Source organism: Leptothermofonsia sp. ETS-13 (assembly GCF_049200465.1).
Lineage (GTDB): Bacteria > Cyanobacteriota > Cyanobacteriia > Leptolyngbyales > Leptolyngbyaceae > Leptothermofonsia.
Map to the genome: position 1 here is coordinate 169,842 of NZ_CP120836.1, position 23,361 is coordinate 193,202.

The 23,361-nt window shown below is 48.6% G+C and carries 22 protein-coding genes, 2 tRNA genes and 1 pseudogene; 16 read left to right on the forward strand and 9 right to left on the reverse strand.

The window, feature by feature from the left end; genetic code table 11:
- The first annotated feature begins 103 nt into the window (after positions 1–103).
- From P4D80_RS00810 to dxr, 3 genes are all read left to right on the forward strand, one after another.
- On the forward strand, positions 104–226 hold the full coding sequence (locus P4D80_RS00810) for a hypothetical protein (protein WP_421656963.1): 123 nt from the start codon (positions 104–106) through the stop codon (positions 224–226).
- A gap of 8 nt (positions 227–234) precedes the next feature.
- Positions 235–393, forward strand: a complete 159-nt coding sequence (locus P4D80_RS00815) for a hypothetical protein (protein ID WP_421656964.1) — start codon at positions 235–237, stop codon at positions 391–393.
- 116 nt (positions 394–509) lie between these two features.
- Positions 510–1,697, forward strand: a complete 1,188-nt coding sequence (gene dxr, locus P4D80_RS00820; RefSeq protein ID WP_421656965.1) for a 1-deoxy-D-xylulose-5-phosphate reductoisomerase — start codon at positions 510–512, stop codon at positions 1,695–1,697.
- A 677-nt stretch (positions 1,698–2,374) separates the two neighbouring features.
- Here dxr and P4D80_RS00825 read toward each other — a convergent pair.
- Positions 2,375–2,458: pseudogene (locus tag P4D80_RS00825) on the reverse strand (WD40 repeat domain-containing protein); the annotation flags it as partial.
- Positions 2,459–2,626: 168 nt separating this feature from the next.
- Complete coding sequence (locus P4D80_RS00830; protein WP_421656966.1) at positions 2,627–2,848, reverse strand: hypothetical protein; 222 nt, start codon at positions 2,846–2,848, stop codon at positions 2,627–2,629.
- A 778-nt stretch (positions 2,849–3,626) separates the two neighbouring features.
- Here P4D80_RS00830 and P4D80_RS00835 point away from each other — a divergent pair.
- The 5 genes from P4D80_RS00835 (at position 3,627) to P4D80_RS00855 (ending at position 9,482) form a co-directional block, all read left to right on the forward strand.
- Positions 3,627–4,820: a BMP family ABC transporter substrate-binding protein gene (locus tag P4D80_RS00835; RefSeq protein ID WP_421656967.1), complete on the forward strand. Its 1,194-nt coding sequence runs from the start codon at positions 3,627–3,629 to the stop codon at positions 4,818–4,820.
- A gap of 4 nt (positions 4,821–4,824) precedes the next feature.
- Complete coding sequence (locus P4D80_RS00840) at positions 4,825–5,970, forward strand: ABC transporter permease (RefSeq protein WP_421656968.1); 1,146 nt, start codon at positions 4,825–4,827, stop codon at positions 5,968–5,970.
- Between the two features lie 154 nt (positions 5,971–6,124).
- On the forward strand, positions 6,125–7,081 hold the full coding sequence (locus P4D80_RS00845; protein ID WP_421656969.1) for an ABC transporter permease: 957 nt from the start codon (positions 6,125–6,127) through the stop codon (positions 7,079–7,081).
- 60 nt (positions 7,082–7,141) lie between these two features.
- Positions 7,142–8,704 carry an ABC transporter ATP-binding protein gene (locus P4D80_RS00850; RefSeq protein ID WP_421656970.1) on the forward strand — a complete coding sequence of 521 codons (1,563 nt, stop codon included), beginning with the start codon at positions 7,142–7,144 and terminating at the stop codon, positions 8,702–8,704.
- Positions 8,705–8,900: 196 nt separating this feature from the next.
- Complete coding sequence (locus P4D80_RS00855; RefSeq protein WP_421656971.1) at positions 8,901–9,482, forward strand: cysteine hydrolase family protein; 582 nt, start codon at positions 8,901–8,903, stop codon at positions 9,480–9,482.
- A 591-nt stretch (positions 9,483–10,073) separates the two neighbouring features.
- On the opposite strand, the gene P4D80_RS00860 is transcribed toward P4D80_RS00855, so the two are convergent.
- Complete coding sequence (locus P4D80_RS00860; protein WP_421656972.1) at positions 10,074–10,616, reverse strand: GNAT family N-acetyltransferase; 543 nt, start codon at positions 10,614–10,616, stop codon at positions 10,074–10,076.
- Positions 10,617–10,799: 183 nt separating this feature from the next.
- On the opposite strand from P4D80_RS00860, the gene P4D80_RS00865 reads away from it, so the two are divergent.
- From P4D80_RS00865 to ftsH2, 8 genes are all read left to right on the forward strand, one after another.
- Positions 10,800–10,873 (forward strand) — tRNA-Asp (locus P4D80_RS00865).
- Positions 10,874–11,454: 581 nt separating this feature from the next.
- Positions 11,455–11,775, forward strand: coding sequence for a hypothetical protein (locus tag P4D80_RS00870; RefSeq protein ID WP_421656973.1), 321 nt, complete (start codon positions 11,455–11,457; stop codon positions 11,773–11,775).
- A 192-nt stretch (positions 11,776–11,967) separates the two neighbouring features.
- The gene (locus P4D80_RS00875; protein ID WP_421656974.1) at positions 11,968–13,164 is read left to right on the forward strand and encodes a HAMP domain-containing sensor histidine kinase; all 1,197 of its coding nucleotides are present in this window, start codon (positions 11,968–11,970) and stop codon (positions 13,162–13,164) included.
- A 1,971-nt stretch (positions 13,165–15,135) separates the two neighbouring features.
- Positions 15,136–15,294 (forward strand): hypothetical protein, encoded by a 159-nt coding sequence (locus tag P4D80_RS00880; protein WP_421656975.1) that lies wholly within the window; start codon positions 15,136–15,138, stop codon positions 15,292–15,294.
- A gap of 202 nt (positions 15,295–15,496) precedes the next feature.
- Positions 15,497–15,570 (forward strand) — tRNA-Asp (locus P4D80_RS00885).
- Between the two features lie 46 nt (positions 15,571–15,616).
- Positions 15,617–17,068 carry a glutamate--tRNA ligase gene (gltX, locus tag P4D80_RS00890; RefSeq protein WP_421656976.1) on the forward strand — a complete coding sequence of 484 codons (1,452 nt, stop codon included), beginning with the start codon at positions 15,617–15,619 and terminating at the stop codon, positions 17,066–17,068.
- Positions 17,069–17,136: 68 nt separating this feature from the next.
- Positions 17,137–17,655 carry a hypothetical protein gene (locus P4D80_RS00895; RefSeq protein WP_421656977.1) on the forward strand — a complete coding sequence of 173 codons (519 nt, stop codon included), beginning with the start codon at positions 17,137–17,139 and terminating at the stop codon, positions 17,653–17,655.
- A gap of 216 nt (positions 17,656–17,871) precedes the next feature.
- A complete protein-coding gene (ftsH2, locus tag P4D80_RS00900; protein WP_421656978.1) occupies positions 17,872–19,758 on the forward strand; it encodes an ATP-dependent zinc metalloprotease FtsH2 in 1,887 nt (628 codons plus the stop codon).
- Positions 19,759–20,022: 264 nt separating this feature from the next.
- On the opposite strand, the gene P4D80_RS00905 is transcribed toward ftsH2, so the two are convergent.
- From P4D80_RS00905 to P4D80_RS00930, 6 genes are all read right to left on the reverse strand, one after another.
- Positions 20,023–20,667, reverse strand: a complete 645-nt coding sequence (locus P4D80_RS00905; protein WP_421656979.1) for a hypothetical protein — start codon at positions 20,665–20,667, stop codon at positions 20,023–20,025.
- Positions 20,668–21,127: 460 nt separating this feature from the next.
- Positions 21,128–21,490 carry a hypothetical protein gene (locus P4D80_RS00910; RefSeq protein ID WP_421656980.1) on the reverse strand — a complete coding sequence of 121 codons (363 nt, stop codon included), beginning with the start codon at positions 21,488–21,490 and terminating at the stop codon, positions 21,128–21,130.
- Between the two features lie 96 nt (positions 21,491–21,586).
- Positions 21,587–21,748: a hypothetical protein gene (locus P4D80_RS00915; protein WP_421656981.1), complete on the reverse strand. Its 162-nt coding sequence runs from the start codon at positions 21,746–21,748 to the stop codon at positions 21,587–21,589.
- A gap of 215 nt (positions 21,749–21,963) precedes the next feature.
- Positions 21,964–22,329, reverse strand: a complete 366-nt coding sequence (locus tag P4D80_RS00920; RefSeq protein ID WP_421656982.1) for an aminotransferase class I/II-fold pyridoxal phosphate-dependent enzyme — start codon at positions 22,327–22,329, stop codon at positions 21,964–21,966.
- Positions 22,330–22,492: 163 nt separating this feature from the next.
- Entirely contained in the window at positions 22,493–22,969 is a 477-nt protein-coding gene (locus P4D80_RS00925) for an aminotransferase class I/II-fold pyridoxal phosphate-dependent enzyme (RefSeq protein ID WP_421656983.1), read from the reverse strand.
- A gap of 9 nt (positions 22,970–22,978) precedes the next feature.
- A complete protein-coding gene (locus P4D80_RS00930) occupies positions 22,979–23,242 on the reverse strand; it encodes a hypothetical protein (protein ID WP_421656984.1) in 264 nt (87 codons plus the stop codon).
- Positions 23,243–23,361 lie beyond the last annotated feature (119 nt).

Below are 23,361 nucleotides of genomic sequence, written 5' to 3' on the forward strand. Positions count from 1 at the left end.
GCGTAGAGCTATAATAATTCTTTTTGGAAGATCGAGATCGCTTAGAATTTGGGTGTTCAAGTGCAAGTGCCCCATAACTCAGTCCAATGACCTCCCTTCCCGCATGAGCCGTGCCGAAGACAACATCATTGATCTTCGCCTCGCGGCCAGTGCCCTCTTACAAGCGACTGACAAAAATTCAGCTAACATTGCTCAACTTATAGAGGTGAGCCGCCACAAGAGGTGAGCCGCCACATGCTAGAAATCAGTCGTCATCATAGTGATGAACTTTCTGTTCTACAGGATTCTCAAGTTCGAACCAACGAAGCGATCCGCGATATTTGTGCTGCGATTGAGCGGATGGATCAATTGTTTGATTACCTGGTTCGGCGTGATCAGGGGCAGCAAAAGTAACTGTAATTGTTTCCTTTCCGCTAAGCGATCGCCTCCCAAGCTTCAACTCAAGAATTGCTTAAGGATTGGGTGCCAACAGGCGTAAGATAGGGGAGGTGTAACTTAACCACTGAACCGTGAAAGCAATCTCTCTCCTTGGCTCCACCGGGTCGATTGGTACCCAGACTCTGGACATTGTGACCCATCATCCCGATCAGTTTCGGATTGTGGGACTGGCCGCTGGAAGCAATGTGGAAATGCTGGCACAGCAGATTCGTCAGTTTCAGCCTGCGATCGCAGCCATTTGCGAAGGTAAAAAACTACCTGACTTGAAAGCGACCCTGGCTGACCTTTCTCCCCAACCCCTCCTTTTGGCAGGAGAGGAAGGAGTGATTGAGGTGGCTCGCTATAGTGAAGCGGATGTCGTTGTTACTGGAATTGTGGGTTGTGCCGGGTTGTTGCCCACGATCGCGGCGATCGAAGCTGGAAAAGACATTGCCCTGGCCAATAAAGAAACGTTGATTGCAGGGGGTCCCGTTGTGCTGCCGTTGGTGCAGAAGCATGGAGTCAAATTGCTGCCCGCCGATTCGGAGCATTCTGCCATCTTCCAGTGTCTGCAGGGAGTGCCTGAGAGGGGGCTGCGTCGCATCCTGCTGACGGCTTCTGGAGGGGCATTCCGGGACTTACCCGTTGAAAAGTTAGAACAGGTGACAGTTGCCGATGCTTTGAAACATCCTAACTGGTCAATGGGGCGCAAGATTACCATCGACTCCGCGACATTGATGAACAAAGGACTGGAAGTCATTGAAGCTCACTTTCTGTTTGGGATGGACTACGACCAGATTGAGATCGTTATCCATCCGCAAAGCATCATTCACTCAATGATCGAGTTGCAGGATACTTCCGTTCTGGCGCAACTGGGCTGGGCCGATATGCGGCTTCCCCTGCTCTATGCCCTCTCCTACCCGGAACGAATTGATACTAATTGGGAACCGCTGGATCTAGTGAAGGTGGGTAGCCTGACCTTCCGCGAACCCGATCACCAAAAGTATCCCTGTATGAAGCTGGCCTATGCAGCAGGTCGGGCAGGAGGGTGTATGCCAGCGGTATTGAATGCCGCGAACGAACAGGCCGTTGCCCTTTTTCTGGAGGAGCGGATTCGGTTTTTGGATATTCCTCGGTTGATTGAGCAGGTGTGCGATCGCTACCAGATTCACAACTGTTCCCATCCCACTCTGGATGATATTGTCAGTGCCGATCAGTGGGCCCGAAAGGAAGTACTGGCCACCTGTCACGAACATCCCTCAGTCATCTCGGTAGGATAGGAGTAAGTGGATTGCTGTTTAAGTCATGGCATACAACAACTTTACCCTGGAACAGCTCAACCAAATCTTTGGCGTTGCTATCCAGAGCCATCCAGATCTCTTTTCAGTCCAAAAGCAGAGGGGGTTAGTGCCATTAGGTAAAGGATAGAGAAAAGTCAGCCCTCTGCTCTCGTTGCAATTTCTCCTGAATCTTCTGATTGTAGTGATGGATGAAGTTCCAAATCGCACCAATGTAATTTTCAAGTTTCTTTGAAAATGACAAACTTCGTCGAACTCAGGTAAAGCTAGAGCAGATAATAGCGAGTCATCGAGATAGTGTGGTGAGGCGAGTTAATGAGCAATCCGTGTGCTGGCCATTCAGGACACGACAGATTTAGACTTCAGCAGTTTGAAGCAAATCAGCGGATTGGGTTATATCAACCAGAGCCAGCAGCAGGGCATCAAAGTGCATAGCTGCTTTGCCGTCAGTGGTGGTGGCGAACCGTTGGGTCTATTGCATCAGCACACCTGGAGTCGAGCAGAGCGCCAGGGCAAGCGGGGAGAACGCCGCAAAAAAGCCATCTGTGACAAAGAAAGTCAACGTTGGCTCGACATGTTAGTGGCAGCCGAAGGTGGGGTGGATCAGTCCGTGTGTATCGCGCATGTGGGCGACCGAGAAGCCGACATTTTTGATTTGTTTATGCAACCGCGACGGATAGGCTGGAGGGGGGATTCCACAGTCGCAGTGTGCCATCCAGACTGCCGCTGGCCAGGATGTGCCCGTCTGGACTAAAGGCAACCGACCAGACAGCATAGCTATGGCATTAAGGGCGGGGGGCACTACTGTTTCTGTCATGCGGGCTGAGAGTTAACAGAGGGAATGTTCCACAGGTGAATAGTGCCGTCTTCGCTGCCCCTGGCAAGTATCCCTAAGGACATTCCATCCCCCCCTACTCCCCCTGGGTACTATAGGCAACCGACCAGATCCAGCTATCATTCCCGCTTAAAGTAGTAGAGGAAGCATTGGCGATCGCAGGTCTTTCCTGTCCAGGTGCCCCCCGATTCCTCACTCTTCCGACTCCAGAGATATCCCACAGACGCACCAACCGATCCTGTCCTCTACTGATTAGGGTCTTGCCATCAGGACTAAAGGCAGAACTAGACTCAGTCATCACTAGACTGGCAGTCCAGCAATTTCTTACCATCCACCACCCGCCAGATGTGAACTTTGTAGCTGATATGGCTCGCTGTCAGCATCTGACTATCCGGGCTGAAGGAAACATCCAAAATCTAGCTGAAAGTTTCGGTAAAAGCTGACTAGGCCAGTTCGAAGGAGGTTGCCATAACTGAGAGCCTATTTGCTTGATGTAGCCCAGTTCGTAGACTGAATTGTGGGCGATCGCTTGATAGGACAGTTTGTTCCAGATATCCCAGAAAATTGGAATCCGAAGTTTGCTCAGGCGTTCTTCACAAAGGAGATTTTTCTTCAGAAAGGATATTCTCAAGAATGACCAGGGCTTTATCAGCAGCCATAGGCAAAAGGTATCTTAGCAAACCCCGGTAACTGAATAGGTTAAGTCAGATAAAAACAATTCATTTTCAAGACTTTAAGTCAGGCGATGGTCGTGAATCAGGAATCAGATAAATGTGAGACTATAACTTATCAAGGTTCTCAGATCTAATTGACTCAAATTTGAAGACAGACAATGAACAAGTCGTAGTAGTTGTTACAAATTTTCCCACACTGCCGTAATGCACTACCCCCTAATCTAGCCTTCTTCTTAACCTTTATCGAACCTCGTCAAACTCTCAAACCGTCAAATTTGGCACATTTGGCCAAAGTTTTTTCCCATAGGCTGACAAATATCCTCTAAATCCCAGGTGTAGTGGACTTTATCGGTGCCGTGTGGTGACCCCTTCCCACCTACAGCTTCAAAGGAGAATCAGACAGTGAGTACGAGAAAGTATTTGTACATCCCTCGTCGTCAGGTTATTCGGGGACTTCTGGCAACGGCTGCATTTGGAGCCACTTCCAAACTCTGGACTGGCTGTGCTTCCACCCCTTCAGCTCCTCAGGCTGGTGCCGGAGGAGAAGCCAGCCCAGTTTCTGAGAAACCCCTGGTGATGGGCTTTATCTATGTAGGTGCTAAAGATGACTATGGCTGGAACCAGGCCCAAGCCACAGGGGCCTTAGAGATTGCTAAGTTACCTGGCGTAAAAATTGTTGAGCAAGAAAACGTCCCTGAAACCAAAGAGGTTCAGGAAGTGATGCGTAACATGATTGAGCAAGATGGAGCAACCATTCTCTTCCCCACGTCTTTTGGATATTTTGACCCTCACATTCTTCAGGTTGCCAAAGACTATCCAGAAGTGCAGTTCCTCCATGCTGGAACCCTCTGGAAGGAAGGATTGCCGGACAATATTGGCAGTTACTTTGCCCTAGTAGATGAGGGGCAGTTTCTTGCCGGGCGGGTCGCTGCTATGACCAGTAAGACGGGCAAGTTAGGGTTTGTGGCAGCAAAACCCATTAATCCGGTTCTGCGCAATATCAACCCCTTCATCCTGGGCGCTCGCAGCGTTAAACCCGATATCAAAATGCAGGTTATCTTTACTGGGGACTGGTCTCTGCCTGTCAAAGAGGCGGAAGCCACGAACTCTCTGGCCGATCAGGGCGTTGATGTGGTGGCAATGCACGTGGACAGTCCCAAGGTGGTGATTGAAACAGCTGAAAAGCGTGGGATCTTCTCCAGTGGTTTCCACGCTGCTCAAAACGATCTGGCACCCAAAGGGTATCTAACCGGAACAGTGTACAAGTGGGACACCATTTTCAAGAACTATGTGGAAATGCTCCAGAGCGGCAAGACCCTGATGAATGGAGGCATTCCCCACCAGGTGATTGGTAGCCTGAAGGAGAATTACGTCGAGCTTGCACCGTTTGGCCCCGCCGTCTCAGAAGAGGCGAAGAAGGATGTAGAAGATACAAAAGCCAAAATCGTTGATGGTTCGATGATGGTGTACAAGGGCGTTGTGAAAGATAACACAGGTAATGTTGAGATTCCCGCCGGTACCGCATACAAGATCACCGATCCCCAACTGACCCAAATTGACTGGCTGGCTGAAGGCGTTATTGGTAAGACGAGTTGAAGTTATGTCACTGAGTCGTTCTAATTGGCGATCAATGGCAGAGGCGATCGCCATTCCCATCGGCGCTATTCTGGTCGCCATGGTGTTGTTTGGCATCTTCTGCGCGTTCTATGGCAAAAACCCATTTGCAATTTACGCCGCTATCTATAAATCGGCGTTCAGCAACTGGCGTTCATTTCAGGGTTCGCTACTGCGGGCGGCTCCTCTGATGTTGACTGCCCTCTGTACCGCATTGCCCGCACGCCTTGGCTTGATGATTATTGGCAATGAAGGAGCGCTGGTGATGGGTGCCCTGGGCGCGATCACCGCAGGTTTGCTGCTTTCCTACGGTAGCATTCTGCCTTCTCCAGAGCAGGTGCAAAATCTCCTGGGGGTTCCGCCTGTGATTGTGATGCTGGCAATGGCGCTGGCAGGGATGGCAGCGGGTGGAATCTGGATTGGGATCGCCGGTGCCCTGCGCCACTACCGGGCAGTCAATGAAACCATCAGCAGTCTGTTGATGAACTACATTGCGATCGCCCTCCTGAATCACCTGGTCGAAGGGCCAATGAAGGACCCGGCCTCGCTCAACAAACCCTCCACCTTCCCCCTTCCCGAAATTTATAAGCTGGGCAACATTCCATCCACCCGAATTCATTACGGGCTGATATTCGGGCTGATTCTCTGTGCCATAGCCCACTTCCTGATCCAGCACACCACCTTCGGCTTTGCGGCCCGTACGGCTGGTGGAAACGTTAAAGCCGCTCGCGTGGCAGGGCTTCCAGTTGGTAAACTTACAGTCACGATTTGCTTTCTGGCTGGTGCCTGTGCCGGACTGGCAGGCATGGTTGAAGTGGCCGCCGTTCAGGGGCAGGCAAATGCCTCTATCGTCGCAGGCTACGGTTATGCAGGAATTCTGGTCGCCTTTGTCGCTCGTTATAACCCTCTGGCAGCAATTCTGGTGTCCGTTCTGCTGGGTGGTATTGTCGCCAGTGGTGGTGCCTTACAGCGAACTTTTGGGATGCCCGATGCAACGGTTCTTCTGTTCCAGGGATTGGTCTTCATCGTCGTTTTGTACAGTGAATCCCTCTATGGACGCTTCCAGATCTTCAAAGACAACCCCCCAGAACCTTCAACCCCGCCGTCTACTTCAACCACAATCCCTGTATAGATTTAAGTTTTGAGTTTTGAATTCTGAATAACCAGTAGTTACCTGCGTATCAGTTTCCAACAAATCAGGTTCCGCCATCGCATGGGAAGAATTAATCTCAAACCTCAAACTCAACACTCAAAATTCAAAACTGATTTGTTTTTGGAGGATCGTAATGGCAGCAGAAGCACTGGGCTGGTGGGGAGTACCCCTGGGAATCTTTGCAGGAACGCTACGAGGGAGTGCTCCCTTTCTCTTCGTCAGTTTGGGAGAGTGTTTGACGGAGAAAAGCGGCAAAATCAACCTGGGTCTGGAAGGAACCTTATTGACCGGGGCAATGAGTGCCTACGCCGTTTCCTACCTGGGTGCCGAAAAGTGGGGGTTGCCCTCCGCCCTGTCTCCCTGGTTAGGCGTATTAGTGGCAGGCTGTGCCGGAATGGTGCTGGGTTTGATTCATGCCTGGCTCTCTCAACAGTCGAAAGTGAATGATATTGCCGTTGGTATTGCCATGATTATTTTTGGCAGCGGGGTTGCCTTCTTCTTTGGCAAGCCATTTATTCAGCCCAAAGCACCGCAATTGCCAACTATTGACATTGGTGGTTGGAGTACGATGCCAGCGGTTCAATCTGCTCTCAAAATCAGCCCCCTGTTTATTCTGGGCGTCCTCATCGCTCCCCTGATGGCGTGGTTTTTCAAATCGACCCGCTGGGGTTTATTTGTCCGGGCAGTGGGCGATAGTCCCGATGCTGCCTTGGCAATGGGTGTTTCTATTAAGAAAGTGCGCATGTTGTGCATCATTGCTGGTAGCTTTCTGGCAGGAATTGGAGGAGCGTGTCTCTCTCTTTACTACCCTGGTATCTGGTCTGAGACCATTTCCAGCGGACAGGGTTTGATGGCTGTTGCTCTGGTCATCTTCGCTCGCTGGAACCCAATTCAGTGCCTCTGGGCATCCCTCTTTTTTGGCGGCGCACAGGCGATCGGGCCTGCCCTACAAGCAGTCGGCATTGAGCAGGGACGCTATTTATTTAATGCAGCACCCTACGTATTGACTCTGCTAATCATGATCATTACCTGTTCACCGAAGAAGACGCTTTCGGGTGCGCCAGGAGCCCTCGGTACGATTAGCGGATAAGCAGTCCAGAACCCATCCTAAATCTTAAATCTTTTACCTAAGCTCCCCGCAGGAGGAAGAATGACAGAAGTTGCAGATGCCATTACTCAAGAAATGACTGATATGCGTAGTGCTGCTGCCCCCCCCGACCTGGAAGTGGTCAACATGAGCAAGCATTTTGGTCCTTTGATTGCTTTAGACACTGTCTCCATGAAACTAAAGCCTGCAACTTTCCATGCCTTGCTGGGAGAAAACGGAGCGGGCAAAAGTACTTTAGTGAAGTGCATTATGGGTTTTTACAAACCCACCTCAGGGCAAGTCATGATTGATGGCCAGGTCTGTCAGATTGACAGCCCCCGCGATGCTCAACGCTATGGCATTGGCATGGTATATCAGCACTTTACTTCGGTGCCTTCCATGACCGTGGCAGAAAACCTGGTGCTGTCCCGTTATGACAGTCCTGGACTGATCAATTGGAAGCAGGAATACAAAGAACTGGCAGCGTTCATGGAAGCGGCACCATTCAAGGTTCCACTTGATGCAGCGATCGCCCAACTTGCCGCCGGACAAAAGCAAAAGTTGGAAATTCTAAAGCAACTTTACCTCAAAAGCAAAATTCTGATTCTGGACGAACCCACTTCAGTACTAACCCCAGCCGAGGCCGATGAGGTTCTGGGCCTGATCCGGCAGCAGGTGACTGATGGCAAGATCAGTGTTCTAATGATTAGCCATAAGTTCCGCGAGATTATGGCATTTGCGGATGAAATTACTGTTCTGCGTAAAGGCAAATTTGCTGGAGCAGGTAGAGTAAAAGACCTGACGATCTCGGAGATGGCCGAGATGATGATGGGCGAAAAACGGGAGCCCCAGCCTGTAGAAAAGATCGCCCATGATGAATCGGTTCCCGTCCTTGAAATTCGAGATATTCATGCCAATAAAGACAACGGGCTGGAAGCCATTGGGGGCGTTAACTTGACAGTTCATAGTGGAGAAATCGTTGGAATTGCAGGCATCTCTGGCAATGGGCAACGGGAACTGGTCGAAGTCCTGGCAGGTCAGCGCCCTGCTACAGCCGGTCAGGTTCTGGTGAACGGCGAACCCTACAACATGACCCGTGCTGAGATGTATAAGCATCGGGTGTTTGTATTGCCAGAAGAACCCCTTCGCAACGCCTGTGTGCCTCACATGAGCGTGGCCGAAAACCTGGCCCTCCGAACCTTCGATCGCCCCCCCCAGGCAAAAGGGTTCTTACTCGTTTTCAAAGCCATTCGTGAGATGGCTATTGGACTGATCAACACGTTCAAAATTAAAACTCCATCCCCTGAAACCCCGGTTGGCAACCTGTCGGGTGGAAACGTTCAGCGGACAGTACTGGCGCGGGAACTCCACTCCGACCATATCAAGCTGTTGATTGTAGCAAATCCCTGCTTTGGTCTGGACTTTGCCGCCGTAGACTACATCCATGGTCAAATTCTGGAAGCTCGCAACCGGGGCGTAGCGGTACTCCTGGTCAGCGAAGACCTGGATGAATTACTTAAGCTGTCTGACCGTATCCTTGTCATCAGTGGCGGTAAGTTTGCCTACGAAAGCAAAACTGACGAAGCAGACTTCGCCCAGATTGGTCAGAGCATGGCCGGGCATTAGGAAAAGTTGTTAGTTGTTAGTGAAGTGACGGTGGAGGTGGAGGGGTAGCGTCTTTCTAAGCGGATTAGAGAGTTGTTAAAAAGTAGGATGGGCACTACCCACCAGTTAGGAGTTGTTGGGTGGACATCGCCCACCAGCCTACATTCAGCGCCATTCAGTGTTTAGTCATTAGTTATTAGAGACAGTTTGAACGGTTATGGCTACTATTTCCGCCCAGCTCTATGAATATGAATTACCAGAAGCAAGTAATGTAGCTCTGGTGGGCATTGACATGCAGCGAGACTTTCTAGAACCCGGCGGGTTTGGCGATGCTTTGGGCAATGATGTTCTCCGGTTGCAGGCGATCGTACCTACCCTGAAACGGTTGATAGAAAGATTCCGTGCCAAGGAATTGCCTATCATCCACACCATTGAATGCCATCAACCTGACATGTCCGATTGCCCTCCCTCCAAAATCAAACGCGGAAAGGGGGATCTCAAAATTGGTGATCCGGGACCTATGGGACGGATCTTGATTAAGGGTGAACCCGGAAATGGAATTATCCCCGAACTGGCTCCCATCGCTGGGGAGTTTGTGATTTACAAGCCAGGTAAAGGTGCATTTTATGCAACCAATCTAGAGTTGATTCTGAAAGAACAGAACATTACCCACCTGTTCATTACTGGAGTTACCACCGAAGTCTGCGTCCAGACAACCATGCGGGAGGCCAACGATCGCGGCTACGAATGCCTCATGGTGGAAGACTGTACCGAAAGTTATTTCCCCGAATTCAAATAATCAACCCTGGAAATGGTTCGTGCCCAGGGTGGCATTGTTGGCTGGACTGCAACCGCCGATGAAGTACTCAACGGCTTAGAAGCTTGGAAACCCTCTAAGGCGTTAGTTTAGACGTCAACGGCTACTCTCTCGCAGGGTGGGTGTTAAACCTACCTTTTTTTTGAAAATAATTTGAAAACATAGCGGTAGTCATTATGGTTAGGACGGGGTGCAGGGGTGGAACCCCTGGCTGGGGGCGAAGTCCCCACTCCCTCTTCTAATTCCAATGTCCTAACGCACCCGCGTAGAGCTATAAATAGCTGAAAGGTGATTTCAAGGGCACTGTGAATGCTGCTAACGATTGATTGAATGGATTTACTGAGACAGAACTTCAAAGCAAAATCGTTCTCATCCACGATTGCCTCTGTGTGGAGTATGGTTGCCCCATTCCCTGCTTCCATGACCTTGATCCCCTCAGTGAACTGGTTTCTCCCCTACTCTCCCATCGCACCCGAAATCACGTATTCATGAAGTTATGATGCTGCATGGTCAGAAATGCTGTTGTTACAGAGCCCTGCCTTTGATCGCTGCCCCCTCCCTCCCCCCTCTACCCTACGCCAACCGCAACCCTACAATGACTAAATCTCGCTCCAGTGAACCAAACTCTGCTACCTTCGGCAGATAACCCCACTGTTGAAAGCCAAATTGCTCAAACAGTCTTAGACTGGGTTGATTTTCAGCAAAAATAAACCCCAGTAAAGTCTTAATTCCGTAGGAGGGGCTGTGAGCGATCGCCCGTTGCAACAACATTTTCCCAATCCCCTTAGACCGATACCCCGGTGACACGTAAATACTCAACTCTGCCGTCGTTTCATAGGCAGGGCGACCATAAAACGACTGAAACCCTAACCAGGCAACCACCTTCTCCTCAGTCTCCACCACCCAAAGCGGTCTTCTCTCTGGCTTGTGAGCATGAAACCATTGCAATCGGCTTTCCACCGTCACTGGCTCCATATCCGCCGTGACAATCTGGTAGGGAATGGTGGTGTTGTAGATTTCGACGATCGCAGACAAATCAGTCTCAAGTGCATCTCGAACGTACATACCATTCAGTTCTTGACCTGGCTGTAACCTATCACAAAGTGGCTTTTTCATTTGGTTCCTGGTAATCATGAGTCAGTTTCCTGAGCCCAGCACCCAACTCAAGCAGAAAAATCTTTCCCCCCATTCCCCGTTTTTAATAAGTGCGAGGGGAAGCCAAAAAAAGATGGCGGTTATCCCTAAAAAGGGTTTGACAAAAGTACCCGCGATCGCCAAAATAAAGATCGCCTCTTTTGAGGGACTGTAGTTCAATTGGTTAGAGCACCGCCCTGTCACGGCGGAAGTTGCGGGTTCGAGCCCCGTCAGTCCCGTACATAATTTTCAAACTCGTTTCAATCTGTTGGGTTAGCACCAGGTTTCTTCCCTTGTAACGAAAATTTTCTGGATTTAAACCGCTATTTCTTGAAAGATCAGCATACGATGTGACTTGACCTGCCCAGTCAATGCCTACTGAGAACATCAATGCCTACTGAGAACAAAAAATACCTTATTCTAAGGAGTTACAGCCCTGAATCTGTTTTCAAGATTTCGTGCCATCTTGAAACCCAGTCAGACAAATAAATAACTCCTGCATCCATATTCCCTTATTATTAAGCATTACTAATTAAGCATTACTAAGCGTTCATTAATGCATGAGGCTGTTATCAGTGATTGTTCATTGCATCCACTAGGCTCAATTACCTAATCCAATCGAATCTGAAATGTTTAGCCCCAAAACCTACCCAGTTAGTCAATTCGGGACTGTCCACCCTATTTTGCTTCTCCCTCCCTCACACTATTCCTTCTGCCTCATGAACACTGGAACGGATTCGAAGTGAAAGAAGACTTTTATCCTTTCAGGTTCTGACAAAAAAGGTTAGTCTCAGTGAGGCACATTTGAAGGTTGCGTAAGGTGGGTTTGTCACAACATCAACCAAATAGAAATTATGAGGCTTCAACCGCCAACCCCAAGGAACGCCATAGCCAGTTTGTCAGTCTGCGGGTCAAAATTCTATTGGGTTTCAGCATGGTGTTCAGCATTGTTTTTGCTGGAGCTTTCTATTGGTTCTATACCTTTACAACCGAAAAAACAATTTCTCGATTGAGAGCAGACATGAAATCGACCCTGATTGGTGCAGCCAATGGGATTGATGTTAAAGAATTACTTGCCCTCTATGCAGGTGGAAAACCTAATGCCGATGGCTTTTCAGATGACCCTCGATTTCAGCATTAATTAGCCTGGTTTGAAACCGTTCATCGCATAGAACCACGAGCCTGGCTCTATACCTATACCTTCGGCAAAGCCAGGTATAATCGCCGAGTTGGGGAGCCCGCTGTCGCACCCGATCAACTAGAAATCATTTACCTGGTTGACCTGTGGGCAAAATACAATCCAGCCAAATCGGTTCGGTTTCTGGAGGCAGGGGTGCCAGGACGGGTAACTGAACACGTCATCGAACGAGGGGCGATCGCAGAAACACCCGATATCTACACCGATAAATGGGGTACCTGGCTCTCTGCCTTTGCGCCCCTTAAGGATTCCAGGGGAAAAGTGGTTGCAATCCTGGGGGTGGATATTCAAGCTGATTACGTTCTCAAAGTGCAGCAAGAGATTCGGGATAAAGTGCTGCTCTCCTTCATTTCAACCTACGCCGTTTTATTCATCCTGGTGTACATCCTGTCTGGAGCGTTGACCAAACATCTGACTGAACTTACAGAATCTGCTGAACGCATTGCTATTGGCAACTACAACCAGGCTCTTTCCTTTGCAAAACAGCGCTGGTTTCCCGATGAAATGAATACCCTTGCTCAAGTCTTTGAAGTGATGATTGATAGCATCCGTACCCGTGAGCAACTGATTCGAGAAGGAAAACAGACCGAGAACGAAATCCGTCGCGCCCTGGAAGAAGAAAAAGAACTCAGTGAACTCAAGTCTCGCTTCGTCTCCATTGCTTCTCACGAATTTCGAACACCCCTCACGGCAATCAGAACAGCTACTGAGATTCTTGAGCAGTATGGGGATGTGGCAAGTGAAGAGAAAAAGCGTGAATATTTCCGGCGAATTCGAACGGCAATCCAAAATATTAATCAATTGATGGAGGATATTTTAACAATTGGTAAAGCAGAAGCCGGAAAACTAGAATTCAACCCAGTCTGTTTAAATTTAGAGGAATTTTGTCGAGAAATTTTGGACGAAGTAAAACTAGGAATGGGGACAAACCATACCATTGCCTTCACCTGCAAAGGAAATTGTCAGCATGCCTGTCTGGATGCAAAATTACTTCGTTCAATTCTGACCAACCTGCTATCCAACGCAATTAAGTACTCTCCCCGGGGAAGTGTCGTCAGATTTACTTTGCTTTGTTTAGAAGAAAGTATTTACTTTGAAGTTCAGGATCAGGGCATTGGCATTCCTCCAGAGGATCAACCTAAATTGTTTGAACTATTTCACCGGGCTGGAAATGCAGACACCTTCCGGGGCACAGGACTGGGGCTTGCGATTGTCAAACAATGCGTTGAACTCCATCAAGGTCAAATTACGCTTACAAGCCAGGAGAACGTAGGGACTACCTTCCGGGTCGAATTTCCACTCTGCCGAGAACTACCGCCCCAAGCTGAATGAGCAAAACAACTGCAAAAGAGGAGTGGATGGGTGGAGGCGGTTGTAAAGCGTGGGAGACTGACTTCAAAATAACCAACAGCCAGTAGCAAATCGCCCATTTATGCATGCTACTGAACCCCACTCATTTCGATTAGTAACCCCATTAGTATAGCGATATCCACCAGGCTTAGGACGGGGTCAGGGGTTCTCCACCCCTGGCTGGGGGCATAGCCTCCACACCCCCTTAAAACCAATGTCCTAAGCAACCTGGTAACAGCTATAAATTTACGAAATCAAGCATTAAGCAAGATTAAGATTAAAGAGACTGTGTAGAGGCTGTGTATTTACACAACCTGACTGACATTTACGTATAATTACGGAAGTAAGTTCTCAATGAGGATCCCGAAGGAACAGCGCAATAATTAGGCAATAATTAGCGCACTATCACGAAAGGACTGGGGAAAGAAGGTTTGACGCCTTTAGTAGACCTTTAGTAGACATTGAGGTGGTTAGACTTTCTCAGTAGATGTGTTTTTATTTACACTCACTTCATATATCATTTTCGGTATCGAACTGCCCAAAAGCTCATCAGTTCTCAGTTTGAGCAGTTTTAACTGAGGGATAGTGAAACCTCTAAAAATGTTGTTTTGGTTAGACTTCCGAAAAACGCTAGTCTCAGTTTGAAAAAGGGTTTACTTTCAAAACAATAGCCTTGTTGATGATCAGTGAACGCGATGCATCCAGGTTCACTACATCAGTAAGCATTTGCAATTATTGGTTTTGCTTGCCAGAAATTTTTTGAACCCCCAATTGTGACATTTAGGGAAGGTTTGAGCTGCAAGTGTTTGCTGATAAGTAATTGCCCCATTCTTAGAATACTCTTCTACTAAATCTGCTTCCAGATTAATCTCGGCTAAAACCTATCCAGAAACGCATTAGTGAATTGTTCAAAGCGAGACCAATGACCAGAACTAACCTTTTCAAAGAATTAGCCATTGTAACAGCAATCGCCCTTGCTAGCGTAGTTCTACTGGATTTAGCTCCTACCTTTGCTAAGCAACCCCCACCACCAAAATGTAAATCTGACAGATGCTAAATAGCTCGAAAGGTTATCCTGCTGAAGGGAGTAATCTCCCCTGCGTAACTGGTGTTTAGATCAGGCAAACTAACTAAATCAAAAGGCTTAAAGAGCAATGGGAAGCGGGCAAGGATTGTGGATTAAATAAATCCGAATTCTGGCGTAGACGTAGAATGTATTAGCGGCAGCCCAACACATCAATTCAAGAGGTTGATGCATTATGGCTATCGCCTGATGCAATCTATAAAATTCCAGGTTATTTAATTCTCATTCCTAAATATAGCGTCTTTCCTGAAATTTGAACGGGGTGCAGGGGGCCATGCCCCTTATTCACAAACTATTTGTGAACGCTAAATACTGGGCACAATTAAACTAAGGATAATTTTGGGAGTGGAGTTTCACCCCCTCCACTCCCCCCTTCACAATTAATTGTGGCTACCTACTTATATCAAACAACAATTCCTTAAAGAGGGTGTTCAGATATGAACGAAGATTCAATCAAGTCTCACCGAAGCTTAACTGATATCCAGGCCATCTTAACTATCCTGGATAAGCAGAATCAGACCTCTAAAATGAGTGGGAAATACTCTAAAAGCTAATTCTTATTCTACTGGTTTAGGGGGGCAAACCTGGTTAGCTGAGAGGATGTTTGAAAAGCGATGGTCTGTGATCTTGAGTACTCAGCGAATCTCCTCTAGCTCCCCTGAACACTTAACAAGAGAGAAGCAGGCTTAAGATCTCCTTCCCTTAAATTCTTTAAAGGAGATTTAAGGGGGATTTGAGCGTTCTGTTACAGGCTGTAGGGCCTTTAAAGCATCCTCTAACGAATTTTTCACAAATTGAATTGGGGACTGAAGGGTATCTATCTCTTTCCGAAGTTAAACAGTTGTATTTGATTGAGTGTCCCCCCTATCATGGATGACGATCAATCAGTAACTCGCCGCAGTCGGACTGATATCCAGGCGATTCTCACAATACTCGCCAAACATATTCAGCGGCCTAAATCCAAAAAGCGGAATGCGGATCAGAGTAAGGAAGATGCGACACCGAATACCGAATCTTCTTCAGACTAAGCTGAGCAAGATTTGAGGTAGCTTTTTAGAGTAAAATCTAGAATAGGGGTTGCCAGATGGCAAATACCCTGGAGTTTCCACCTGAGCCAGGTTCAAAAAGCTGAGCCAGGTTCAAAAAGCCTAATTCAAAAGTGCTAAAAGCCTATTTTGATTAGGTACACAACATGCTAGATGCCGTTTATGGTGGCTGGCTTCAGAATAAGGGACTGTAGTTCAATTGGTTAGAGCACCGCCCTGTCACGGCGGAAGTTGCGGGTTCGAGCCCCGTCAGTCCCGTAGACCCTTTAGAATGAGGGATGCAAAGGCGTGTTGATGTCTATCTATGTCTGTTCGAGTTCGTATTGCGCCCAGTCCTACTGGCAATCTTCATATTGGTACTGCTAGAACAGCAGTATTTAATTGGTTATTTGCCCGTCGCCACGGTGGTAAGTTTATTTTGCGGATTGAAGATACCGATCTGGAGCGATCGCGCCCCGAGTACACCCAAAACATTCTGGATGGGTTGACTTGGTTGGGCTTGACCTGGGATGAGGGGCCATTTTTTCAAACTAAACGGCTGGAGTTGTATCGTCAGAAAGTTCAGGAACTCCTGGACAAAGGTTTGGCCTACCGTGCCTACGACACGCCTGAAGAATTGGACGCTATGCGAGAAGCTCAGAAAGCCAGGGGAGAGGCTCCCCGCTATGATAACCGGCACCGCAAGCTAACGCCGGAGCAACAGGCAGCGTTTGAAGCAGAGGGAAGGGCGTCCGTTATCCGTTTCATCATTGATGATGACCAGGAAATCACCTGGCATGATCTGGTGCGCGGTAAAGTAACCTGGAAGGGGCGAGATCTGGGGGGGGATATGGTGATTGCCCGTGCCGCTTCAGGGAGTGAAGTAGGTCAGCCCCTCTACAACTTTGTAGTTGTGGTTGATGACATCGATATGAAAATTAGCCATGTCATCCGTGGGGAGGATCACATCGGCAACACCCCCAAGCAGATTCTGCTTTACCAGGCATTAGGAGCAAAAGTTCCTGAATTTGGTCATACGCCTCTGATCCTGAATCAGAAAGGGGCAAAACTTTCCAAACGGGATGGGGTGACCTCTATTTCAGATTTTAAGCAAATGGGCTACACGGCGGAGGCGATCGCCAATTATATGACCCTGCTAGGTTGGTCGCCGCCGGAAGGTATGGATGAGATCTTTACTCTGGAAGAAGCCGCCAGAGTTTTTGGCTTTGATCGCGTGAACAAAGCTGGGGCTAAGTTTGATTGGGATAAGCTGAACTGGATCAACAGTCAGTATTTACACTCCATGCCGGTTGAGCAATTAACAGATTTGCTCATTCCCTACTGGCAGGCAGCAGACTATCAGCTCGACTGGTCAGGTCAACGTCCCTGGCTAGAACAGATCACGGCCTTAGTTGGTCCGAGTCTCTCTCGTCTAAATGAGGCGGTTACCATGACACGGTATCTATTTGTTGAGAATGTCGAGTTTACGGAAGAGGCTACTAAAAAGCTGCGGCAGGATGGTTCGGCGGCGATCGTAGAAGGCATTGCTGGTGCTCTGGTTAAAACAGAATCCCTTACAGAGTCCAGTGCTCAAGAACTCATTAAACAGGTAGCCGCTCAACTGGGCCGCAAGGAAGGGCAGCTTAAACCAATTCTGCGGGTTGCCTTGACGGGAGATACTCGTGGTCCCGATTTGCTTCAATCCTGGTTGCTTTTACATCAACGCGGGTGGGATACGCTGCGACTGCAAAAGGCGCTGGAGATTGCGAAGGGGTAAGGTACTGAAGGAACTCTCTGACTCTGCTATCGTCTTCTGGGACTGAGACCGTTAAACGCTTAGTAGTTATGCCTGAGACAAATTACCGGAACTTCGAATTAGGATTTGGGAGATGGGTGGCGATCGCGCCGTTATTAGGTAGTTTATTGGCTGTTCTAACTGAATTCTGCCATCTTCTGGCCCAGGCCCAGTCTCCCCCCAATCTGGAAAATATTACCATTGGACCTCGTTTTTCTCCTAATTCGCTGCAAGTGCGAGGGAGTGGAGGTGGTAACGTTCCTGTAAAGGACATTGTGGGAATCTCTGAAACCCCAACGGGTAGTTGTACCGGCTTTGCTAATGCAAAACCCAATCATACCCTGGTTCTAACTTCCTTCTTTAACTCGCTCAGTTTGCAGGTGGAGAGCCCAGAAGACACCGCTATAGCGATCAAAGGCCCGGGAGGAGTTTGGTGTAACGACGACTATCAGGGTAAGAATCCAGGGGTTTCAGGGCAATGGTTAGCAGGCACTTATCAGGTTTGGGTAAGTTCTTACGGAAAAAACCGCTTTCCTACTTATATTCTCCGTATTACGGAGGTTCGTTAGGGTTACAACATCTTTGGTTGCCTCAATCCTGATAATTACGTTAAATTTAATTAACAATTGTCTTTTATCAAAGGCGAGGTGGGCATAGCGATTGTCTTCTTTCAGAAGTCCCCTATGCCAGAGAAATTACCGTTTCTAGCCACAGAAATTTAGGCGGATGGTTGAACATTTCCATCGTTGACAAGGATGGTGGCTTTATTAAGAGGGCGCTAATTTATGAAATTTTCTTGGAGAACCGTTTTGTTGTGGGCACTGCCTGCACTTGTGATTGGGTTTTTCATCTGGCAAAGCTCGCTGGCTCCATCTCCAATGAATATGGGACGGAATACGGCAAGCACCCGGATGACCTATGGTCGTTTTCTTGAGTACCTGGATGCAAATCGGGTTGTTAGTGTTGACTTTTACGATAACGGTCGAACAGCCATTGTTGAGGCGGTTGATCCTGAGCTTGATAATCGTTTGCAGCACCTAAGGGTTGATTTGCCAGGGAATGCTCCAGAACTGATCGCTAGACTGCGGCAATCCAAGATTAGCTTTGACTCTCACCCAGTTCGCAATGATGGGGCCATCTGGGGATTATTGGGCAATTTGATCTTTCCAATCCTGTTGATTGGTGGATTATTCTTTTTATTCCGCCGTTCTGGCAATGTTCCGGGAGGGCCAGGGCAGGCGATGAATTTTGGCAAGTCCCGTGCCCGCTTCTCAATGGAGGCGAAGACGGGGGTAATGTTTGATGATGTGGCGGGTATTGAGGAAGCAAAGGAAGAACTTCAGGAAGTGGTGACTTTCCTCAAGAAGCCGGAGCGCTTTACCGCTGTGGGGGCTCGCATTCCCAAAGGTGTGTTGCTAGTTGGTCCGCCAGGAACGGGTAAGACGCTGCTGGCAAAGGCGATCGCTGGTGAAGCGGGAGTTCCCTTCTTCAGCATCTCCGGTTCTGAGTTTGTGGAGATGTTTGTTGGGGTGGGTGCCTCACGGGTTCGTGACCTGTTTAAGAAGGCCAAGGAAAATGCCCCCTGCATCATCTTTATTGATGAAATTGACGCGGTGGGTCGTCAGCGGGGTGCTGGCATTGGCGGTGGCAACGATGAACGGGAGCAAACCCTGAACCAGTTGCTTACCGAAATGGACGGGTTTGAGGGCAATACGGGCATCATCATCATTGCGGCCACCAACCGTCCCGATGTGCTGGACTCTGCTCTGCTCCGCCCCGGGCGGTTTGACCGGCAGGTGATGGTGGATCCGCCGGATATGAAAGGGCGTCTGGAGGTGCTCAAGGTTCATGCCCGTAATAAAAAACTTGCTCAAGAAGTATCCCTGGAGGCGATCGCTCGCCGCACTCCTGGCTTTACAGGCGCAGACCTGGCCAACCTGTTGAATGAGGCTGCCATTCTCACCGCCCGTCGCCGGAAAGAAGCGATTACGATGTTGGAAATTGACGATGCGGTGGATCGTGTCGTTGCAGGGATGGAAGGAACTCCCTTAGTAGATAGCAAGAGCAAGCGCTTGATTGCTTATCATGAAATCGGCCATGCCATTATTGGTACTTTAGTCAAGCACCATGACCCGGTTCAAAAGGTGACTCTCGTTCCGCGGGGTCAGGCGCGTGGTCTAACCTGGTTCACTCCTGGTGAAGATCAAAGTTTAATCTCTAGAGCCCAAATTCTGGCCCGGATTACGGGTGCATTGGGGGGGCGTGCAGCTGAGGAAGTGATTTTTGGCGATGCAGAAGTCACGACTGGCGCAGGCAATGACCTACAACAAGTGACTGCTATGGCCCGGCAAATGGTGACTCGCTTTGGTATGTCTGATCTGGGCCCCGTTTCTCTTGAAAGCCAGATGGGAGAGGTTTTCCTGGGACGCGACTGGATGATGCGTTCTGAATACTCGGAAGAGATTGCTTCCCGTATTGATGCTCAGGTGCGTTCAATTGTGGAGCATTGCTACGATGAAGCTCGCCGTCTGATCCGGGAAAACCGGGCAGTGATTGACCGTCTGGTCGATCTGTTGATTGAGCGTGAAACAATTGATGGCGAGGAGTTTCGTCAAATCGTTGCTGAGTATACAGATATACCTGAAAAAGAGCAGTATACTCCTCAGCTATAATCTCGAAACTCTCAGTAAGTAACTGAACGGGGATGAGGCTGTCATCCCTTTTTTGTGTTTTTTATCTTTTGGTTTCTCTTCAGTAAGGTGTGAAGAAACTTTTGAGTAAGGCGAAAGGAAAAAGACAAAGGTCGAAAGGGATGGGAACGTGAGAGGGGATGAAGTGGAGGAGATATGGAGTATTATCTCTTCAACCTTAGTCTCTAGCGCTCAATCCCTAGCCCCTAGTTCCTAACCTCTAACTCCCATCCCTGACCCCAACCCCTAGAGCTGATGCGACACGGGTAAACACTGCTGAGGGTTTCCATCTTTGGCCATTCGTTTTGAAATGGTGGGCTCTTCTTGACGAAGAATTTGATTATCTGAACCCAGGATGCGCACTTCACAAACTCCTGTAGCTCCAGTCGCAATAAGGACGAAAGCACTATTGCTACTGTGATCGCGTAGGATTTGTCCATTGTTAAAAGTCGCTTCGACGGTCGCTACTTTGGGCTTTAGGATTTGCCCATACAAAACGGTATAGCGATCGCTATTTTGGTTTGGAGAGCGATTAACCCTGTAATTAACTAGCTTTTCTGGTTTGGATGGAGCGTTTTTGAGTACATAACTATCACTGCTGCTGATTTGCCAGTGTATTCCACTGCGTTTAATCACTTTGTGTCCAATAATCCGCTTCATCGCAGCCTTCCCTTCACCTGGGCACAGTCCACTAAAAAGGACCACAACGCCCTGAGACCAGCGATGGGTACTTACTACCTGAAAATTTTCAATTTTTGCCTTGCCATCTGTTGGACAAGCAATCGTCTGCTGGATCAACTCCTTTGGCAAAGCCGTTGCCAGGATGGAGATAGCGCAGCTAGAAATGGTTAAGCCGACAAGTCCAGCAATACCAATCAGCAACCGCTTCATTGTCAACTTCTTAAAGGGTGTAAGAGGCGAGATTAAGCCTGATTTATCAAGTCTGCCCTACTCTTTGAGGGGAATCTGCTGATCTCTCGGCATAGTTTATAAAGCTTTAACTCAGTTGATAAGGAAACCCTGACAAAATAACTTTTCTAGACTGTAATACCAGCGGCTCTCCTGGGAATTTGGTGATGATTTTCGCTTATTACCTAACAAAAATCTATATCTTAAGGGTTTTGTTTGTAAGGGTTTTGTTTGAAGTAAAAGAGTAGCTTACACTACCTTTTCACCGACAAGCTGGGAGAATCATACCAGCTTGTCTAATCACCAGCTTGTCTGATCAGATTAATTAGTAAGTATAGAGCTAGTAAGTATAAAGCTGTTGCCAGGTTGCTTAGGGCATTAACTTTAAAAAAGGGAGTGCAGCCCCTACTCTCTCTCCTTAAAGAAAGTTAATTATGGCTACCTACTTATCACCCATCTCAATGTGGCTATCGCGCGCGCGCTTTTCTAAGCGAGATACTCTTTCTTCAAGGGTATTTAGCCGATCCTTGGCTTCAATCGCTAGAACCGCTAATCGGTCAAGCATCTGGCGATCGCTCAGATAGGGGCTCCCCGAAGGAGTGCGCGGAGTGGGAATATTGGAGGGCGATCGGGAAAAATTTCTTTGGCTGAGCTGAGCAACCTGAGCTTGAAGCTGGTTGACCTGTGCCCTCAAATTGTAGAGATCAGCTTGTAGATTAGCAATGGATTGGGCAGGTGTGCGGCTTTGCCACACCAGAAACCCAAAGATTGCAGTAAGTAAAATCAGTCCCAGCCTGCGTAACATTATTCCACCTCCAAAACAAAACCACCTGTCAAGGCGTTACTCCTTAAGGCAAACAGTTCTAACGAACTTCTACAAGTGGTTTAAGGTAGAGTGATGTTATTTGCGGGTAGTATCAATAACCGTTACCTGGTTCTCAAACCCTGGATACGGCAGAAAGGCTGCAAGCAGCCCCACGACCGTAAGGCAAACAAGGGTGGGCATCAGCTTTGGGCGAACGGATTTCATGGTGGTTCTGGGCGATGGAACGACTGTCTGCATTTCTATGTCCTCTTTTTCTGATATCTCACGTTCAGTTAAGGAATCCGGGATTTTCCAAAAACACTGTAAGGGGGGAGCAAACAAGCCTTGTATTTAGCGTTAACTTGACGGTAAACGCCGTCCTGCCAGCTCATACCGTTGCTCAAAGGGGTCATTAACTACAGGCAATAGATAGAGCGCTACAGAAAGACCTAAGGGAATTTAGCTCGATTTCTCTATTTCAGAATGGTTTTTAGTCCCCAAATCAATCGTTCAATTCCTTCCGTTGCGGCTTCTTTTTGCAAAGCACCATAGGCGACCCGCAAATAACAGCCCTCCTCCAGTCCAAATGTAGACCCGGGAATAACTGCAACCCGATGTTCGCGGATGAGCCGCTCGACTAGCTGCATTGAAGTCAACTCAGTATAGACGCGAAGTAGAAAATAGAACGCCCCGTTGGCAGGAGGAAGGCTGATCAGATGATTGACCCGACTGAACTCCTGAAATATCCGCTGCTGTACCTGGGCGATCGCTCCCAGTTTTTCACGACAGTACCCATGCCCAACCTGCAACGCTCCCAGCGCCGCATACTGAGAGACCACAGGGGGACTAATGATGTTGGTATCCTGAATCTTTCATCACAGAGGTCAAGAGATGCGTTGGAATCACCATGTATAGCTCTACGCGGGAGCGTTAGGACAGTGGAATTAGAGAAGGGAGTTGGGGCGAAGCCCCCAGCCGGGGGTTCCACCCCTGCACCCCGTCCTAACCATAATGACTACCGCTATAACCGATTCGCCAACTGGCAAACCCGTAAGCTTTTGAAAGGGTATAGAGCGAAAGAGTGGATTCAGCACTGTCCGGAATTGAACCCGGCGAAAAATGCTCCGCCCCATCGTAGGTGAAGTATTCATACGCCTCATCTGTAATGTGATAGATTCCCGAACTGGCACACAATGCGTTGATCTGCCGCAGGTCGGCTTCTGAATAGACCACCCCGGTAGGGTTATTGGGTGAAACGGTGACGATCGCGCGAGTTCTTCCAGTGATAGCCTGTCGGATGGCATCCAGACGAAGCTGGTAATTTGAGTCCGTTGGAACGGGAATGGCACGACAGCCTGCGATCGCCACGGCCATTTCATGATTAAAGTAATAGGGCGTTTGCAAAATAATTTCATCGCCCGGGCTGGTAATTGCCAGGATGGCATTGAGAAATCCCATATTGCTGCCAGCCGTAACCACTACCTGTCGTTATTCACCAATTTCAATCCCATTTTCAATCCTTAACTTGGCCGCACTTTGCTCCACCAGGGGCGGGATGCCTTGAACTGCTTGATATTTGTGAAAATCGGGGTTGGCCAGAAATTGGGAAATCTGGGCGATCGCTTCCGGCGGTGGCCCATAGGAAACCACTCCCTGTCCCAGAGAAATAGTCCCCGGATGCTGACGGATCAGTTCCCCTATGACTGGAATGATGGGTGGCTGTACAGCTTGCATTTGGGTCGGTTGATGCATAAAGAACTCCCCTCACCCCTCACATTACTAACAACCAACAACTTCCTCCCTTAAGGGGTTGCTGTTGAACATAGCAAAGAATCTGGGGCTGGCGATAAGTTTTCCGTGTCTTTGCGGAA

Bases quoted from the DNA above. Each gene is read 5' to 3' on its own strand.
- P4D80_RS00860 (WP_421656972.1), bottom strand. From the start codon at position 10,616: ATGAAAAAGCCACTTTGTGATAGGTTACAGCCAGGTCAAGAACTGAAT.
- P4D80_RS00915 (WP_421656981.1), bottom strand. From the start codon at position 21,748: ATGCAGACAGTCGTTCCATCGCCCAGAACCACCATGAAATCCGTTCGC.
- ftsH2 (WP_421656978.1), top strand. From the start codon at position 17,872: ATGAAATTTTCTTGGAGAACCGTTTTGTTGTGGGCACTGCCTGCACTT.
- P4D80_RS00880 (WP_421656975.1), top strand. From the start codon at position 15,136: ATGGATGACGATCAATCAGTAACTCGCCGCAGTCGGACTGATATCCAG.
- P4D80_RS00910 (WP_421656980.1), bottom strand. From the start codon at position 21,490: ATGTTACGCAGGCTGGGACTGATTTTACTTACTGCAATCTTTGGGTTT.
- P4D80_RS00815 (WP_421656964.1), top strand. From the start codon at position 235: ATGCTAGAAATCAGTCGTCATCATAGTGATGAACTTTCTGTTCTACAG.
- gltX (WP_421656976.1), top strand. From the start codon at position 15,617: ATGTCTGTTCGAGTTCGTATTGCGCCCAGTCCTACTGGCAATCTTCAT.
- P4D80_RS00930 (WP_421656984.1), bottom strand. From the start codon at position 23,242: ATGCATCAACCGACCCAAATGCAAGCTGTACAGCCACCCATCATTCCA.
- P4D80_RS00810 (WP_421656963.1), top strand. From the start codon at position 104: ATGAGCCGTGCCGAAGACAACATCATTGATCTTCGCCTCGCGGCCAGT.
- P4D80_RS00855 (WP_421656971.1), top strand. From the start codon at position 8,901: ATGGCTACTATTTCCGCCCAGCTCTATGAATATGAATTACCAGAAGCA.
- P4D80_RS00840 (WP_421656968.1), top strand. From the start codon at position 4,825: ATGTCACTGAGTCGTTCTAATTGGCGATCAATGGCAGAGGCGATCGCC.
- P4D80_RS00850 (WP_421656970.1), top strand. From the start codon at position 7,142: ATGACAGAAGTTGCAGATGCCATTACTCAAGAAATGACTGATATGCGT.
- P4D80_RS00830 (WP_421656966.1), bottom strand. From the start codon at position 2,848: ATGACTGAGTCTAGTTCTGCCTTTAGTCCTGATGGCAAGACCCTAATC.
- P4D80_RS00905 (WP_421656979.1), bottom strand. From the start codon at position 20,667: ATGAAGCGGTTGCTGATTGGTATTGCTGGACTTGTCGGCTTAACCATT.
- P4D80_RS00845 (WP_421656969.1), top strand. From the start codon at position 6,125: ATGGCAGCAGAAGCACTGGGCTGGTGGGGAGTACCCCTGGGAATCTTT.
- P4D80_RS00895 (WP_421656977.1), top strand. From the start codon at position 17,137: ATGCCTGAGACAAATTACCGGAACTTCGAATTAGGATTTGGGAGATGG.